The 15,195-nt window shown below is 51.0% G+C and carries 17 protein-coding genes and 1 tRNA gene; 10 read left to right on the top strand and 8 right to left on the bottom strand.

Going from position 1 to position 15,195, the window contains the following annotated elements:
* Positions 1–200: 200 nt before the first annotated feature.
* The 4 genes from NB640_RS11410 (at position 201) to NB640_RS11395 (ending at position 2,041) form a co-directional block, all read left to right on the top strand.
* Positions 201–593: a DUF5856 family protein gene (locus tag NB640_RS11410; RefSeq protein WP_269308817.1), complete on the top strand. Its 393-nt coding sequence runs from the start codon at positions 201–203 to the stop codon at positions 591–593.
* 105 nt (positions 594–698) lie between these two features.
* Positions 699–1,130: a hypothetical protein gene (locus tag NB640_RS11405; protein ID WP_269308816.1), complete on the top strand. Its 432-nt coding sequence runs from the start codon at positions 699–701 to the stop codon at positions 1,128–1,130.
* Between the two features lie 153 nt (positions 1,131–1,283).
* The gene (locus NB640_RS11400) at positions 1,284–1,580 is read left to right on the top strand and encodes a phage tail protein (protein WP_269308815.1); all 297 of its coding nucleotides are present in this window, start codon (positions 1,284–1,286) and stop codon (positions 1,578–1,580) included.
* Positions 1,577–2,041, top strand: a complete 465-nt coding sequence (locus NB640_RS11395) for a phage virion morphogenesis protein (protein WP_269308814.1) — start codon at positions 1,577–1,579, stop codon at positions 2,039–2,041. Before NB640_RS11400 ends, NB640_RS11395 begins: the two co-directional genes overlap by 4 nt.
* 2 nt (positions 2,042–2,043) lie before the next feature.
* On the opposite strand, the gene NB640_RS11390 is transcribed toward NB640_RS11395, so the two are convergent.
* Entirely contained in the window at positions 2,044–2,463 is a 420-nt protein-coding gene (locus tag NB640_RS11390) for a type II toxin-antitoxin system HicB family antitoxin (RefSeq protein ID WP_269308813.1), read from the bottom strand.
* A 260-nt stretch (positions 2,464–2,723) separates the two neighbouring features.
* On the opposite strand from NB640_RS11390, the gene NB640_RS13085 reads away from it, so the two are divergent.
* Together NB640_RS13085 and NB640_RS11375 are read left to right on the top strand one after the other, a co-directional pair.
* Positions 2,724–3,499, top strand: a protein-coding gene (locus tag NB640_RS13085) for an IS5 family transposase (protein ID WP_408637931.1) whose coding sequence is annotated in 2 segments (ribosomal slippage) — positions 2,724–3,096 and positions 3,096–3,499 — 777 coding nt in all. Because the reading frame shifts where the segments join, the coding sequence is not laid out codon by codon here.
* A gap of 272 nt (positions 3,500–3,771) precedes the next feature.
* Entirely contained in the window at positions 3,772–4,470 is a 699-nt protein-coding gene (locus NB640_RS11375) for a phage tail protein (RefSeq protein WP_269308811.1), read from the top strand.
* A gap of 67 nt (positions 4,471–4,537) precedes the next feature.
* Here the strand turns inward: NB640_RS11375 and NB640_RS11370 are convergent, their stop codons facing one another.
* Positions 4,538–5,047 carry a hypothetical protein gene (locus tag NB640_RS11370; protein ID WP_269308810.1) on the bottom strand — a complete coding sequence of 170 codons (510 nt, stop codon included), beginning with the start codon at positions 5,045–5,047 and terminating at the stop codon, positions 4,538–4,540.
* A gap of 234 nt (positions 5,048–5,281) precedes the next feature.
* Between NB640_RS11370 and NB640_RS11365 the strand changes: the two genes are divergently transcribed.
* Complete coding sequence (locus NB640_RS11365; RefSeq protein ID WP_269308809.1) at positions 5,282–6,310, top strand: tyrosine-type recombinase/integrase; 1,029 nt, start codon at positions 5,282–5,284, stop codon at positions 6,308–6,310.
* A 65-nt stretch (positions 6,311–6,375) separates the two neighbouring features.
* On the opposite strand, the gene NB640_RS11360 is transcribed toward NB640_RS11365, so the two are convergent.
* The 6 genes from NB640_RS11360 to uvrB form a co-directional block, all read right to left on the bottom strand.
* A tRNA-Ser gene (locus tag NB640_RS11360) sits at positions 6,376–6,463 on the bottom strand.
* Between the two features lie 57 nt (positions 6,464–6,520).
* Positions 6,521–7,720, bottom strand: a complete 1,200-nt coding sequence (gene hemW / locus NB640_RS11355; RefSeq protein ID WP_332880214.1) for a radical SAM family heme chaperone HemW — start codon at positions 7,718–7,720, stop codon at positions 6,521–6,523.
* Positions 7,717–8,301: an RdgB/HAM1 family non-canonical purine NTP pyrophosphatase gene (gene rdgB / locus NB640_RS11350; protein WP_269308808.1), complete on the bottom strand. Its 585-nt coding sequence runs from the start codon at positions 8,299–8,301 to the stop codon at positions 7,717–7,719. The genes hemW and rdgB overlap by 4 nt, the downstream gene beginning before the upstream one ends.
* A 49-nt stretch (positions 8,302–8,350) precedes the next feature.
* Positions 8,351–9,121, bottom strand: a complete 771-nt coding sequence (gene rph / locus NB640_RS11345; RefSeq protein ID WP_269308807.1) for a ribonuclease PH — start codon at positions 9,119–9,121, stop codon at positions 8,351–8,353.
* Between the two features lie 149 nt (positions 9,122–9,270).
* The gene (locus NB640_RS11340) at positions 9,271–10,050 is read right to left on the bottom strand and encodes a uracil-DNA glycosylase family protein (RefSeq protein ID WP_269308806.1); all 780 of its coding nucleotides are present in this window, start codon (positions 10,048–10,050) and stop codon (positions 9,271–9,273) included.
* On the bottom strand, positions 10,047–12,143 hold the full coding sequence (gene uvrB / locus NB640_RS11335; protein ID WP_269308805.1) for an excinuclease ABC subunit UvrB: 2,097 nt from the start codon (positions 12,141–12,143) through the stop codon (positions 10,047–10,049). The genes NB640_RS11340 and uvrB overlap by 4 nt, the downstream gene beginning before the upstream one ends.
* A 147-nt stretch (positions 12,144–12,290) precedes the next feature.
* On the opposite strand from uvrB, the gene NB640_RS11330 reads away from it, so the two are divergent.
* The 3 genes from NB640_RS11330 to NB640_RS13080 all read left to right on the top strand — a co-directional run bounded on the left by NB640_RS11330 (position 12,291) and on the right by NB640_RS13080 (position 15,130).
* Positions 12,291–13,505 carry an amino acid aminotransferase gene (locus NB640_RS11330; RefSeq protein ID WP_269308804.1) on the top strand — a complete coding sequence of 405 codons (1,215 nt, stop codon included), beginning with the start codon at positions 12,291–12,293 and terminating at the stop codon, positions 13,503–13,505.
* 303 nt (positions 13,506–13,808) lie between these two features.
* Positions 13,809–14,468 (top strand): OmpA family protein, encoded by a 660-nt coding sequence (locus tag NB640_RS11325; RefSeq protein ID WP_269308803.1) that lies wholly within the window; start codon positions 13,809–13,811, stop codon positions 14,466–14,468.
* A gap of 80 nt (positions 14,469–14,548) precedes the next feature.
* Positions 14,549–15,130, top strand: a complete 582-nt coding sequence (locus NB640_RS13080) for a transposase (protein ID WP_408637930.1) — start codon at positions 14,549–14,551, stop codon at positions 15,128–15,130.
* Positions 15,131–15,195: the final 65 nt, after the last annotated feature.

Here is a 15,195-nt window from a genome sequence, read left to right as displayed (position 1 = left end):
ATCGCCTCGCCTGTTGTTATTTGATAAAGATCAACGTCGCATCATGAAAGCAGCCGCAGGCACACAGGGTTTTATCCGGATCAAGCGGTGACGCCTTCCTGCAATCTAGCATAAAGCTGGTTGCAGGAAGCGGATGCGTCCTGCCTTGATCAATCCGATGGGGCACAGATACCCCAGCCCCGCTTTCAGGAAGGTGAGCCATGAGCAGCAAAGACAGCAAAAAAGCCGATACCGCAAAAATCGCCGAACTTCTCGGCAACATGTTTTCCCACAACACCAGCCTCAAGCTTTTTCACTGGTGGATCACCGGCAGAGGCAGCTATGCCGAGCATATCGCCATCGACCAGGCACTGGAATCGCTGCCGGATATCCTGGATCGTCTGACAGAAACCAGCATGGCACTTTACGGTGATCTCAAAATTACCGTGCCAAAAGCCACACGGCCTGAAAATCTCGTTGACCACTGCCAGGCCTTTTACGATTATGTCGAAGACAGCCGTGAGTTCTTCAGCGAAAATTTTTCCGATTCGATCATTGATGACTGGCAGGAAACCAAGCAGCAGCTTCTCTATCGCCTCAGACGCCTGCAGTAGAGCCGCCAGCAGGCAAACAAAAAGGGCGGTACCCGCCCTTTTTGCTTTACCTGTGACCCGTCCTAAATAGAGTTGACACTTTTTTCCTATAGGAAGGAGAAGTCAATGGGAGATTGGATTAAACGCACCCAGCGGGATTACACAATGGCTTTTAAACTGGCCGTTGTAGAGCAGGTTGAAAAAGGGGAAATGACAGCAAAAGAGGCGCAGGAGCGCTATGGCATCCAGCGCAGATCAACCGTCTTAGTCTGGTTACGCAAGCACGGACGGATGAATTGGCATAAACTGGGGGGATCCGGTCTCAAGAGAAACATTATGGATTCCGAAAAGCGCCCACAGACACCGGAACAGCGGATCAAAGAACTTGAGCAAGAACTCAAGGAAGCCAATCTCAAAGCACAGCTGTTTGAATCCATGCCGGACATTATCAAGACAGAGTATGCAGTAAAGCTGCCAAAAAAGCATAGCGCAAGCCTGCCGGTTTATCGGCATCAGCCGCCAGGCCTGTTACCAGAGAAAAGCGCGGGAATTACGTAAAGAGGCTCTGGGAGAACAGATTCTAAAGCGAGTTCGCCATGAGCGGATGATTCAGCCCCGGCTTGGCACCAGAAAACTCTACGCCATGCTCAAGCCGGAGGGCATCCTTGTGGGACGGGACGCCCTGTTTGACCTGTTAAAACAGGCAAGGCTATGGTACCGTTGCTGTCCTGGCTGTATGTTCACCAGATCGAGCTGCTAAGCAACCCGGATAGACGAAAAACCGGCATCCGCTTCGAGGCCGATTTCAACAACAGGACGATGGACATTTCCATTGAGCTGGATCTCACGGAAAAGGTGATCGTCAGGGAAGATGAAAAAGGCAAACTCTCTGCCCGACACCAGCAGGAACCGCAGTTTACACCTGACTATACAGACAAATTCTGGCAACTGTACAAGGGTGATGACCTCCTGGCCGAGTGGTATACCGACGCCCTCAAAAAGCCATGAATGGTGAACTGGAGCGGTTTGAAAACTGGATTGGTGGTCTGCTGGAAAAAGCCACACCTGCCGCCCGCAAAAAGCTGGCAAGAAAAATCGGCGTAGATCTGCGCCGCAGCCAATCCCTTCGTATTGCAAGCCAGGTCAACCCGGACGGATCCGGTTACACTCCCCGCAAAAACAAAAAGCAGCTACGCAGCAAAAAGGGCCGCATCAAGCGCAAACAATCCCTCATGTTCAACAAGCTGAAGATGGCCAGCCGCATGCGCATTCAGGCAGACCAGAATCAGGTCGGCATCTCATTTCTGGACAAGGTATCCCGTATCGCTGCCGTCCATCACTTCGGAAAGAAAGACAGGGTTTCGCCGGATGGTCCGGAAGTCCGGTACCCGGAACGTCGCCTGTTGGGGTTCAGCGAGGCAGATGAGCGGTTGATCATGGATTCCGTGTTGCGACACATGCAGGAATAACCTTACACAACCCGGATTTCGAGGCTTTTTCCCATGGTTTTCAGGGCCGCTTCAATGCGTTCAATCTTTGTTGAATGCTGCAGGTTTACCATGCGAGTCACTTCCGCCGGTTGCACACCGAGGCGCCTCGCCAGATCAGCCTGCTTTACATTCTGCCCGATCATTTCATTGAGCAGCAGCGCTTTTGCCGCTACATTGGCCGACAGCGTCACAAGATGCTCCCCCCTTTTCGCCTTGGAAGGCAAGGGAACAGGAAGGCTTCTGTCAAAATAATGTTTCAAGGCGAAAGCCAGCACGTCTTCTGCCATTTCCATGGCCTCTTCAAAGGTATCTCCCTGTGTAATGGCTTCCGGAATATCCCGGAAAGTGACGACATAGCCACCGTCTTCCTTATCGGGTGTAAATTTTGCTGGATATTTCATGTTGTTACCTCTCTTTATTCATTATCGGGCAAGTGAAAGTAACCCTTTTTCAAGGGTTACTTCAGGTTCAGGTCTTTTTTTACCCCTTCTACCAGTCCTTTTTTCAGCTCTTTCGAAGGGTGCCTTGGCAAGTAGCTTATCCGGTCATTTAGATAGTGTCTACATGAGATATAAGAGATAAAACTCCCTCTGTTTGCCAGATGGCAGATGTTATGAAGCGATGATCATTATAGGAAGACCACCCTTTAACAGGAGATTCCATGAGACCAGCGTACAGACGCCACGACATATCCGACCAGGCCTGGGCTTTACTTGAGCCCCACCTTCCAGGACAGCCTGGTCAATGGGGCAGGATAGCCAAAGATAACCGCACCTTCATTAATGCTGTATTCTGGATATTACGCACAGGCGCCCCCTGGCGTGATCTTTTGCCGGAGTACGGAAAATGGGGGAGCGTTCACCAGCGCTTCATCCGCTGGCGCGACAAGGGCATATGGGAGCGCCTGCTGGAAATCCTGATAGATGAGCCTGATTTTGAATGGCTTCTGATAGATGCAAGTCACATCAAGATTCACCCGCACGCGGCGGGGGCAAGAGGAGGCAACCAGGGCATGGGGCGCACAAAAGGGGGCTCAACTCAAAAATACATCTGGCCGTGGATGCGAATGGTATGCCGGTCAGATGTCTTGTCACATCGGGTACCGTTGCAGATTGTACGCAGGCTTCACGGTTAATGGATGGGATATCCCCTCGCCATCTGGTGGCGGATCGGGGTTATGATTCAAACGCCATTCTTGACCATGCAAAATCCCGCAACATCATACCCGTCATACCCCCGAAAAGAAATCGCAAGGAGAAAAGAAGCTACGATCGGCAGATTTATCAGAAGCGTCACCTGGTGGAAAATGTCTTTCTTTATCTCAAACGCTGGCGGGGTATTGCCACAAGATACGCAAAAAATCTCGCGACATTTGCTGCCGCTGTGCAGGTGCGCTGTATCGCCCTTTGGTTGAATGCGTTAACCATACTCAAGTAGACGCTATCTAGAGTGACTTTCAGATGCCTTGTTCCCTGCTCAAAAGTCGCTCCCTGCCTCCTTAGCCACTTAACAAATTCACTTTGTTTCACTTTGCCCTCTTCTTTTTTATGACCTTGCAATAATTATATACAAAAATGTATACAAATTCAACAAAAAGATATACATTTTTGTATATAAATTTTCAACCAATGAATATTCCTCCGGGTTACTAAAGCCCAAAGTAACCCGCCAACAGATGCGAGATCCTGCACGAGTAGGGATATGTAGCCATGCAAGATATCCTCGCTGAACTGGCAGAATTGCGCCGCCTGATTGAAAACATAGTCCGTTACGGCACCATTGCCGAAATCAACTATGAAGAAAAGCGTGTGCGCGTCCACACGGGTGGCGATGATGAGGACATCCTTGCCATCATTATGGCAATCGCGCTGGCCGCTTTTCTGATCTACAAGTACTGGGAACCGATTAAAGCCTTTTTCAGCAACTTGTGGTCTGGAATCATTGCGCTTTTCACTTCCCTGCCCGGCAGGTTTGCCGAATTCGGCGCCATGATCGTACAGGGGCTGATCAACGGGATCACAAAAGCGGGCAATCTGCTTTTGGACAAGGTAAAATCCTTTGCCGTCAGTATTACCGAAACCTTTCAGGCGTCCATGGGCATCCACAGCCCCAGCAGGCTTTTTGCATCGTATGGCGGCTACCTGACTGACGGGCTGGCTATCGGCATCGATCGAGGGCAGGTGGAACCCATCAGGAAGGTAAAAGGCCTGACGACGCAGCTGGGCAATATTGCTTCTGACAACCGGACACGCCTCTACGCCGACATCGGCTTCAGCCACGCCCCGGGAAAAGAATCACTGCAAACCAACCTCACCGTCCTGTGCAGCACCATGGACCACATCGCCAGCAGCGTCGAAGAAGCTCGCAACGCCGCCACCGACATCCTGGACTTCGTTTTCAAGAAATAACCCGCGGCGTCAAAAGCAAAAGGGATACAGATCATTTAGCCTGTATCCCTTTTTCTATCAATGGAATTCACTTGTTTTCGATAATCCCTTTTCTTTGGATTACTTCAAGAAAAGCATCGACTTCCGTACACATGGTTTTATAAAGAGAAACAAGCAAGGAAGCATGAAATTTCATTCTTTCTTCAATATCTTGCAGCCTAAAACGATTTTCCGCTGTTCTCTTCTTATAAGAGCTTCTCGCATTATTAAATACAAAAACAATTTCATTGTAATTTTCGTGATTCGTTTTAAAGTTCTGTATACACCTAAAGCATTTCATAGTGGTCAACCGAACCTCTTGATCTTTTATTTTTCCTATATTTCTGGCTATATCCGGAAGGCTGTAAAAATCCGTTCCAAAAACAACGATTCGCTTGGCATACAAGGCCTCTACATCACGAAAATCCGAATCACTCCAGTCTCCATATGCACCAGAAAAATTTTTAATCTCATCGTATGCCGTTACAAGCATATTTTGAACTTCAATCTCATCTCTTTCTTCGTCACGTTTTCTTTGCCTTATATCTTGCTCATCCATAATTCCAATAGCAAAAAATACAGCGAGAAGCGTTCCACCAGCTTGTGCTCAAGCCGCCATTTCAGCGGCATTCATACCTCTGTTAAAGTAAAACAAAAATTCCGATATAAAGGGCACCATAACAACAAGAAACGCAACCACGAGCATGATTCTCTGCTGATTTTTACGCTTCCATATATTCCGCCACATAACCAACCTCATCCATTAAATAAAGCCAAAGACCTCCCTCCCCGCATGTTGCGACGGATAAGACCGCGTAAAGACGGATCGGTCTATGTCACCTATTTTTACAACGGGCGCGATGAAAACGGTAAACGCATCGAGATACCACTCGGCACGGACCTGTACGAAGCCAAGATCAAATGGGCAAAGCTGGAAAAGCAAACCGCGCCCGATCGAGGCCTGATGGCTCCCATCTTTGACCGTTATGAGCGCGATATCATTCCGCCCAAAGCCCCCAGGACACAAAAAGACAATCTGGAAAGCCTGCGACAGCTTCGGAAGTCTTTTGAAACCGCGCCGATCGATTCCATTACCCCGCAGCATATTGCGCTTTATCGGGATAACAGAAGTGCAAAGGTACGGGCAAACCGTGAAATATCTCTTCTCTCCCATATTTTCAATATGGCGCGGGAATGGGGATATACGGCGAAAGAAAACCCGGTGCGAGGGGTAAGAAAGAACAGGGAAAGGCCAAGGGATTTTTATGCCGATGATGCGGTATGGAATGCGGTTTACCAGTGCGCCAGCCTTGAATTGCGTGATGCAATGGATATCACCTATCTTTCCGGGCAGCGCCGGAATGATTCTCTGAAAATGCGTAAAACCGACATCATCAATGATCATCTCCAGGTGATACAGGGCAAAATCGGAAAAAAACTGCTGATTGCCCTAACGCTTTACGATGAGCATGGGAAACCATATCGGACAGGGCTTGGCAAAAAGATCGACGAAATATATGCGCGCGGATCAAAAGTCAGCAGTGTTTTTCTTATCTCAACGCCGGCAGGCCAGCCATTAACACCAGGTATGCTGCGCCTGCGCTTCGACGAAGCCAGGGCAGATGCCATTAAAGAGGCAGAAAAAAACGATCCGGATCTGGCACACCGGATCCGACAATTTCAGTTCCGGGATATACGGGCAAAGGCAGCGAGTGAGATCGACAGCCTGGAAGAGGCCAGCATGCTGCTCGGACATACCGAAAAACAGATCACAAAAGATGTTTACCGCCGCGCCGACGAAAAGGTAAAACCGACAAAATAATGGGGGGTTGCGGAACGCCTCATTTTCAGGCACAAAAAAAAACAGCCGTAAGTGGCTGTTTTAATTGGCGGAAGGGGTGGGATTCGAACCCACGGATGCTTGCACATCGCCGGTTTTCAAGACCGGTGCATTCGACCACTCTGCCACCCTTCCGGAAGATGGCATTATACCCAAGCTCTCACGTGTTGGGTTCAATTTGTGTGAGAAAAGTCACTCGTCCGGCAGAAAAATCTGCTGGAGATCATTCAGAAAGAGCATTCCCTTCTCTGTGGGACGGATGATGGTCGGGTCGCGGTACAAGAGTCCCCGCTTTTCGGCCTGCTTGAGATACGGTCTGATGCTGTCCAATGGCAGTGCCGTTCTTTCCTCAAACATCTCGGGGTAAAACCCCTTGGTCAACCGCAGGGCATTGAGCATGAATTCAAAACCCAGGTCTTCATGGGAGAGTGTGAATTCCTCATCTACGGCACGTCCCTTGCCTGCCTCCAGCATATAGGTTGGCGGCTGCTCAAAACGTGTCTGACGGATCACCTTCCCGTCAACAGTAATCTTGGAATGCGCGCCTGAGCCGATACCCAGGTAGTCACCAAAGAGCCAGTAGTTGATATTGTGGCGGCAGGCACGGCCCGGTTTGGCATAGGCCGATACCTCGTAGTGTTCGTAGCCTGCTGTTGCCGTCATCATCTCGATCATGTCCTGCATATCGGCCACGGTATCTTCATCCGGCAGGTCCGGGGGATTAAAGGCAAAATAGGTGTTTTGCTCTATGGTCAACTGATACAGTGAAAGGTGTGCCGGATCGTAGGAAATAGCCATGGTCAGATCGGCATCCAGATCGTCTTTTGTCTGGTGCGGTAATGCGTACATCAGGTCCAGGTTGACGTTGTCAAAGTGCGTCATGGCGATTTCAACAGCCCTTTTCGCCTGGTTGACATCGTGGATACGGCCCAGTATATCCAGGTGCTTCTGGTTGAAACTCTGGATGCCAATGGAAAGGCGATTAACGCCCGCTTCACGATAGGCTTTTATCTTGTCGTCATCAAAGGTGCCCGGATTGGCTTCGAGGGTGATCTCCACATCCGGCGTCAACAGCAGCTTGTTGCGGAGAATGACCAGCAGCTTATTGATGGCATCGCCTGAGAGCAGGCTGGGCGTTCCACCACCGATAAACACGGTGGAGACCTGCCTTCCCTTGATAAGCGGCAGAGACGCTTCCAGATCCTGCTCCAGTGCGGTGAGGTATCTTTCTTCCGGCACGGCAGAGGAAATGGCGTGGGAATAGAAGTCGCAGTACGGGCACTTTTTCACACACCAGGGTATATGGACATACAGCGAAAGCGGCGGCAACAGGTCAAAGTGCAGCAGGCCGTCTTCGCGCCTGTTGGGTACGCGTGGTGGAATGAGCATCATTTCAGTTTCTCCAGCAATGCGCGCAGGGCTTTTCCCCGGTGGGACAGCCGGTTTTTTTCTTCCGGTGAAAGCTGCGCAGCCGTCCTGCCCATCTCAGGAACCAGAAAATGTGGATCATAGCCAAAGCCATTTTCGCCTGCCGGTTCGGCAACGATCTGTCCCCGCCAGATACCGTCGGCGATCACGGGCTGGGGATCATCAGGGTGCCGGACATACACCAGCACGCAGTAAAAATTGGCCGACTTGTCCTCAAATGGCGCGAGATCGGCCACCAGCTTCTGGTTATTGAGCAGATCCGAGCCATGCTCACCGGCATAGCGTGCGGAAATGACGCCGGGCGCACCGCCCAGGCTGTCCACACAGATACCGGAGTCATCGGCAAGCGCAGGCAGGCCGGTCTCGCGTGACGCATGGCGGGCCTTGTTCAGCGCATTTTCGACAAAAGTAAGATAAGGCTCCGGCGCATCACTGACGGCAAAGTCAGATTGCGGGCAGACATCCAACCCTGCCGGGGAAAGCATTTCCCGCAGTTCTTTCAGTTTTCCCTTGTTGCCCGAAGCCAGTACGATTTTCTGAAGCATGTTTCCTGTCGTTGCCTGATTCCCGGTAGAAAAAACCAGGCATTATCCATCAATACTGGTTATCCACGCCCAGAATGGATTTTTGCAGGCTGATAAGCTCTGCAATTCCTTTTTGGGCCAGCGCCAGCATATTGTCCAGTGCGATGCGGTCAAAGACATCGCCTTCGGCTGTGCCCTGCATCTCGACAAACATGCCCTCTTCTGTCATGACAATATTCATGTCGGTATCGCACATACTGTCTTCCTGGTAATCCAGGTCAAGCATGGCAATGCCCTGCATCATGCCCACAGAGATGGCGCCAACAAAATGGCGCAATGGCACGGTTTCAATGACGCCATCATCAACCATTTCGCTGAACGCATCATAAGCGGCAATCATGGCGCCGCAAATGGAAGCGGTACGGGTGCCCCCATCTGCCTGGATGACATCGCAATCAAGTTTCAGGGTGCGCTCACCAAACGCATTCAGATCAAAGGCCGCACGCAGGGAACGCCCGATCAGGCGCTGGATTTCCTGTGTACGGCCCGACTGGCGCCCTCTCGCCGCTTCACGGTCGGAGCGGGTGTGGGTTGCGCGGGGCAGCATGCCGTATTCAGCAGTCAGCCAGCCACGTCCGGTGCCTCTCAAAAAGGGAGGAACGCGCTCTTCAATGCTGGCCGTGCAGATAATTTTGGTATCACCAAAAGTGGTCAGCACAGAACCTTCCGCATATCGGGTAAACCCGCGTTCAAAGGTAATCGGACGCATTTCGTCAATGCGGCGGCCAAATGAGCGCTGGAACTCGGGAGCGGTCATATCTTTTATTTCTGAATCAGGCATTTTACTCTCGAAAAAAGTGTGGACTATCGGCTATGATGCCACTGAAAACTGCCCGTGAAAACTGCTGACAGGCAAAAACCACAAAAAAGATATCCTGCTTTTTCAGGCAAGCCACATCAAGATAACGCAGCAATTATATGTTTTTCCTGTTATTTCCGGAACAAACCCATCGAACCAAAAAGATGTTGCATGTCTGTGTTGCGAATGAAGGACAGATTGTAGGGATGCTCGGAAGCCACCTGGGGAAAGCGGGAAACGGATTCGATCTCTGTGAGCTTTTCCGCGATTTTTCCCCACAGGACAAGCACAGGCAAAGGCTTTTCAGACGCAGCCGCATTATCTGCCAGCGCATCCATGACCGTCTGCAAAAAAGGGAGCCATGCCCTTGATTCTCTGGCCGGAGCGATATGCTTCCTGAAAACCAGCGTGGCATTCAAAAGCAGAAACCCTTGGTCCAGCATCGCCTGCTGCAACTCATCGAGCTGGCGGATATAAGGTGAGTCCGGTGATGAAACGGCACGGGCCACTGCCGCCATGGCTTCCCCGCTGGTATTGCCCGGCTGCAGGGTGTTTTCTGCCACCAGCAGCATCTTCAGGAAATTGCGCAGCGAGGTGGCCCGGTTGACCGGCTTTGAAAAGCCCTTGTCTGACCAGATATCACGCACGGCACCATCCATGAAACAATAGCCGGAGGCACTCTCTTCCCGGGGATAAGGCCCCTCTCCAACGAGCACATAGCGCACGGCATCCATTGGCTGTGAAAAGGCTGCAAAGAGACGGTTTTTCGTGGGAAGAAAGGTGTCTTTCTCCAGCCCGGCCAGATAACTGCTGTCAGCCTGTGCCACCGCACGGATGCCCTTTTCAAGGACAGGATGCCAACTGGGATGGGCCCGTGCACAAGAATCGGTAATAAAAGCGGGCAAGGTCATTTTTTGGGTGTCGCCTCAAGAATCCTGTCAACGATACCGGCACCGAAGACGCGCTCTCTTAAAAGCCGCAACTGGTCACGGACCTGGGCCGCCTGTTCAAACTCCAGATTTTTCGCATGGTCATTCATCTGTTTTTCCAGCCGCTTGATTTCCTTGCCAAGCTGCTTTTCGCCCATGGAATCATAATGTGCCCTGTCCTGGCGGATCAGCATTTCCTGCCGCGCCTGCTCTGAATTGAAGACCCCGTCAATCAGGTCACGCACTTCTTTCATGATACCAGCGGGCGTAATATGGTGCACTTCATTATAAGTCAGCTGCTTGGCGCGGCGGCGTTCGGTTTCCTCAATCGCCCGTTTCATCGAATCTGTCATGACATCACCATACAGGATGGCTGTCCCGTTCAGGTTGCGCGCTGCACGGCCAATTGTCTGGATGAGGCTGCGCTCGGAGCGCAGAAAGCCTTGCTTGTCGGCATCCAGGATCGCCACCAGCGAAACCTCCGGAATATCAAGCCCTTCCCTTAAGAGGTTGATCCCGACGAGCACGTCAAAGGTACCCAGGCGCAGGTCACGCACGATTTCAACACGCTCGACCGTATCAATATCACTGTGCAGATAACGGACCTTGACGCCACTTTCGCTTAAAAAGTCAGTCAATTGCTCGGCCATGCGCTTGGTCAGGGTGGTTACCAATACCCGCTCGCTTTTCTCCACGCGGTCATTGATTTCCAGCAGCAGGTCATCCACCTGCGTGCTGGCAGGACGCACAATCACGGCAGGATCCACCAGCCCGGTAGGACGCACCACCTGCTCGACCACCTGGTCGGAGTGCGACAACTCATAGTCGGCCGGTGTGGCCGATACAAAGATCGTCTGCCCGATCTTGCTGATGAATTCATCAAAACGCAGGGGCCGGTTATCCAGCGCAGAGGGCAGGCGAAAGCCATAATCCACCAGATTGGTCTTGCGCGAGCGGTCACCGTTATACATGCCATTGAGCTGCCCGATCATCACATGGGACTCATCCAGGAAAAAGAGCGCATCAGGCGGCATATAGTCCACCAGTGTCGGCGGTGGATCACCCGGCTTTGCACCGGTGAGATGACGCGAATAGTTTTCGATTCCCTTGGTAAAACCCATTTCCTGGAGCATTTCCAGATCAAAACGCGTGCGCTGGTCAAGGCGCTGCTCTTCGACAAATTTGCCGCTTTGCTGGAAAAAGGCCTTTCGTTCCCGCAGCTCATCCTTGATGGTCTCTATCGCCTTGAGCACGGTTGCCCTTGGTGTCACGTAATGTGAGCCGGGATAAATGGTAAAACGCGGAATCCGCTGGATAATCCTGCCGGTGAGTGGATCAAAAAACTGCAGGGTCTCGACTTCATCATCAAACATGTCGATACGCAAGGCGTATTCCGCATTCTCTGCCGGGAACACATCAATCGTATCGCCCCTCACCCGGAAAGTACCTCGCGCAAAGTCCAGCTCGTTCCTGTTGTATTGCATCTGCACAAGCCGGGCAATGACATCACGCTGGGACAGCTTGTCCTTTTCACGCAGGGTCAGGATCATCTGGTGGTACTCATTGGGATTGCCGATACCGTATATCGCCGAAACGGTCGCCACAATCACCACATCCTTTCGCTCCATGATGGATTTGGTGCAGGACAGGCGCATCTGCTCGATATGCTCATTGATCGCAGAATCTTTTTCGATAAAAAGATCCCGCTGGGGAACATACGCTTCCGGCTGGTAGTAATCGTAATAGCTGACAAAATATTCCACCGCGTTTTTCGGGAAAAACTCCCTGAACTCGCTGTACAGCTGTGCCGCCAGGGTCTTGTTCGGAGCAAAGACGATAGCGGGCCGGCCTGTTCTGGCAATCACATTGGCCATGGTATAGGTCTTTCCCGAGCCGGTCACGCCCAGCAGTGTCTGGTACGCCAGGCCATCTTCCAGACCTTCCACCAGCTTGTCCACCGCCTCAGGCTGGTCACCCGATGGTTGGAACGGCTGGTAGAGCTGAAAAGGCGAATCTGGAAAGGAAACGAACCTGGCTGTCTCTTTTTTGTCAGAAAATGGCGATAAATGCGGCATTAAATTCTTACCTTTGATAAGATGATGGTTGCATCAGGATTGTGTAACATCCTGAGTAACCTGAATACCGGTAAAAACGATGTATCGTGAAGTGAATTAACAGGAAAAAACAATCATTTACACCGGATAATATTAAATGGTAACACGATGAGCCAATCTATACCGGAGCCCCTCTTTTCCGCCATCCCGATGGCGCCACGCGATCCTATTTTAGGTATCACCGAATCATTCAACGCTGATCAAAATCCAGAAAAGATCAATCTGGGCGTCGGTGTCTATTACGATGACAACGGCAAGGTGCCTCTGCTCAAATGCGTACAGCAGGCAGAAACCATGATGCTGGAAAAAGCCGCTCCGCATACTTATCTCCCCATTGACGGCCTGCCGGCTTTCAATACGGCTGTGCAGAAGATGGTTTTTGGCGAAGGCTGCCGTGGATTTGATGAAAAGCGCATCATGACAGTGCAGGCGCTTGGCGGAACGGGCGCGCTCCGGATCGGCGCTGACTTCATCAGCCGCTTTTCAGCCAGTTCCCATATATGGATCAGCAACCCGAGCTGGGAAAACCATCGGGCGCTTTTTGAAGCGGATGGGTTCACCGTTCATACCTATCCCTATTATGATGGCGAAACACGCAGCATCAATTTCAATGGCATGATAGCCGAACTCAAATCCATGCCGTCAGGTTCAACAGTTCTGCTCCATGCATGCTGCCACAACCCGACAGGTCTTGACCTTTCAGACGGGCAGTGGGATGAAGTCATCGCAGTCATCAGTGAACGCTCCCTCATTCCTTTCCTGGACATGGCCTATCAGGGATTTGCCCAAAGCCTGGAAGCTGACGGACGCATTATCAGGCGCTTTGCCGATAATTGCCCCTACCTGCTGGTATCGAATTCCTACTCCAAATCATTCTCCCTGTATGGTGAGCGTATCGGCGCATTCAGCTTTGTCGCCAGATCAGCCGATGAGGCAACCCGCGCACTTTCCCAGGTAAAACGCGTGATCCGCACCAATTATTCCAACCCTTCCCGGCATGGCGCAGAAATCGTCACAACGGTTTTGTCATCTCCTGAGCTTTACACCATGTGGGACAACGAATTGTCAGACATGCGTTCACGTATCCGACAGATGCGGGAAAAACTGGCACAGGACCTGTCCGCCCTGCGCGAAGACCTGGATTTCAGCTATATCATTACGCAAAATGGTCTTTTTTCCTATTCCGGCCTCAATAAAAAACAGGTTGAGCAGTTGCGGGATGAACATTCCATTTATGCGGTTGATACCGGCCGCATTTGTGTTGCCGCACTCAACTCCGGCAATATCGGACGCGTGGTCAAGGCTATTGCACAAGTGCTGTAGGCCCATCCGTCTTTTTCAGAAAACCGCCGGTTCTGACAAGCAGACCCGGCGGTTTTCTCATGACTATTCATCCTGAAAGCTCTCCCTTAATCCTCATCACATGAGGTTTGTCAAACAATTCTGCCTGCCCGGGCAGAACCAACGCCTGATTCTCCCGTCTGAAAAAAACCACACCAAACCCGTGGCAGATTCCGGTCTTTTGTTTTGAGAAGAAATGCACCTGAAACAAACGTGAAGAAGCATGGTGTCAAAAAACAAATCCGGCGGTTTTTCGAAAATACAGCAAACCCAATGGAGAAATCTATGCGCACGAAAATCACTGTTTCCGTTCTTGCAGCAGCTATTGCCATGACAGGCTGCGCCAATATGACGGATACCCAGAAAAAAACAACAACCGGGGCTGGCGTTGGCGCTGCTGCCGGTGCTGTACTTGGTGCTGTAACCGGTCCTGGCGGCTGGGCACGCGCACTGGGCGGAGCCGCACTGGGCGGCCTTATTGGCGGCGGCGGCACTTACCTCTGGTCCAAACATATGGAAAAGCAGAAGGATGATATGACCGCTTCCACCCAGAATACCGGTGTCACGGTAACCAAGACGGAAGACAATTTCATGCAGGTCAACATCCCGAGCGACATTTCCTTTACAACCGGAAGCTCCCAGCTGAATTCAGACTTCCGCCATGTGCTGGATAAAGTGGCAGCCAATCTGAAGGCATACCCCAACACGCATATTATTGTTGCAGGTCATACCGACAGCACGGGCAGTGATGCCATCAACAATCAGCTGTCACGTGATCGTGCAACCCATGTAAGGAATTACCTGGTCAGCCAGGGTGTTCAATCCAGCCGCATCCGCATCGAAGGTCTGGGTTCCCAATACCCGACTGCTGATAACAGTACTGCTGAAGGACGTGCTGAAAACCGCCGCGTGGAAATCTACGTCGGTGAAAAAACCGCATCCTGACCGGATGTTGCCGATAAAAGCCCCGCGTTTTTGAAGTGAACCCCTAAAGTTGGACAGCCAACGCTTAAGGGTTTCACTTTATGGGCAAGAAGAAATACAGTCTGGAATTCAAGCGAGAGGTTGCGCTCCATTATCCCAACAGTGGAGAGGGAGCCAGAAGGACCGGAAAACGTTTCGGCATTGATGCAAAATCTGGTATTGCGGCGGCTTGTACAGTCAGCAGATGGGAGCGTCTTTACCGTCAAGGCGGTATCATAGCCCTTCAAAGTAACCGAAAAGGACGGCCCCGATTGTCAGAGAAGAAAGCAAACCCCGTCAATACCATGACAGCATCTCTTCCTGAATTCAAAACCATCCAGGAAGCGCTTGAGTATCTTCGCGCGGAGAATGCCTATCTAAAAAAGCTGCAAGCCCTGATTCAGGAACAAAAGAAATCAACGCAGCCAGTAAAAACTGAATTTAAACGGCCTGAGTCCTGGGTAATACCGTACTCAGGCCATTTCAATAACCGCAGGAAATGTCCAATATTAAAGGTTCACTTCATAAGCGCGGTTTTTTCTTTTCCCTGCACCTGCGTATCTCATTGTTTCATTTCTGGTATGTTTCTTTCTTTTTTCGCCAGGGAAAACTGTGCTTTTTTCGTAAAAATTGTGCAAAAATGACAATAATCACTTCGTGCAGGCAATCGCTTTCTATCTGTCTGCAAATAATCATCCCTCAGGAAAGG

Origin of the sequence: Oxalobacter vibrioformis (genome assembly GCF_027118995.1) — a bacterium.
GTDB classification, from domain to species: domain Bacteria; phylum Pseudomonadota; class Gammaproteobacteria; order Burkholderiales; family Burkholderiaceae_D; genus Oxalobacter; species Oxalobacter vibrioformis.
Note: the sequence above shows the minus strand (reverse complement) of the source record. Positions and strands in the feature narration are given on the sequence as shown.

What these genes read in the sequence shown, in the direction of transcription:
- rph (WP_269308807.1), bottom strand. Translation starts at nt 9,121, where the DNA reads ATGCCTGATTCAGAAATAAAAGATATGACCGCTCCCGAGTTCCAGCGC.
- hemW (WP_332880214.1), bottom strand. Translation starts at nt 7,720, where the DNA reads ATGATGCTCATTCCACCACGCGTACCCAACAGGCGCGAAGACGGCCTG.
- NB640_RS11340 (WP_269308806.1), bottom strand. Translation starts at nt 10,050, where the DNA reads ATGACCTTGCCCGCTTTTATTACCGATTCTTGTGCACGGGCCCATCCC.
- NB640_RS11375 (WP_269308811.1), top strand. Translation starts at nt 3,772, where the DNA reads ATGCAAGATATCCTCGCTGAACTGGCAGAATTGCGCCGCCTGATTGAA.
- NB640_RS11325 (WP_269308803.1), top strand. Translation starts at nt 13,809, where the DNA reads ATGCGCACGAAAATCACTGTTTCCGTTCTTGCAGCAGCTATTGCCATG.
- NB640_RS11395 (WP_269308814.1), top strand. Translation starts at nt 1,577, where the DNA reads ATGAATGGTGAACTGGAGCGGTTTGAAAACTGGATTGGTGGTCTGCTG.
- NB640_RS13080 (WP_408637930.1), top strand. Translation starts at nt 14,549, where the DNA reads ATGGGCAAGAAGAAATACAGTCTGGAATTCAAGCGAGAGGTTGCGCTC.
- NB640_RS11370 (WP_269308810.1), bottom strand. Translation starts at nt 5,047, where the DNA reads ATGGATGAGCAAGATATAAGGCAAAGAAAACGTGACGAAGAAAGAGAT.
- NB640_RS11405 (WP_269308816.1), top strand. Translation starts at nt 699, where the DNA reads ATGGGAGATTGGATTAAACGCACCCAGCGGGATTACACAATGGCTTTT.
- NB640_RS11330 (WP_269308804.1), top strand. Translation starts at nt 12,291, where the DNA reads ATGAGCCAATCTATACCGGAGCCCCTCTTTTCCGCCATCCCGATGGCG.
- NB640_RS11400 (WP_269308815.1), top strand. Translation starts at nt 1,284, where the DNA reads ATGGTACCGTTGCTGTCCTGGCTGTATGTTCACCAGATCGAGCTGCTA.
- rdgB (WP_269308808.1), bottom strand. Translation starts at nt 8,301, where the DNA reads ATGCTTCAGAAAATCGTACTGGCTTCGGGCAACAAGGGAAAACTGAAA.
- NB640_RS11390 (WP_269308813.1), bottom strand. Translation starts at nt 2,463, where the DNA reads ATGAAATATCCAGCAAAATTTACACCCGATAAGGAAGACGGTGGCTAT.
- uvrB (WP_269308805.1), bottom strand. Translation starts at nt 12,143, where the DNA reads ATGCCGCATTTATCGCCATTTTCTGACAAAAAAGAGACAGCCAGGTTC.
- NB640_RS11410 (WP_269308817.1), top strand. Translation starts at nt 201, where the DNA reads ATGAGCAGCAAAGACAGCAAAAAAGCCGATACCGCAAAAATCGCCGAA.
- NB640_RS11365 (WP_269308809.1), top strand. Translation starts at nt 5,282, where the DNA reads ATGTTGCGACGGATAAGACCGCGTAAAGACGGATCGGTCTATGTCACC.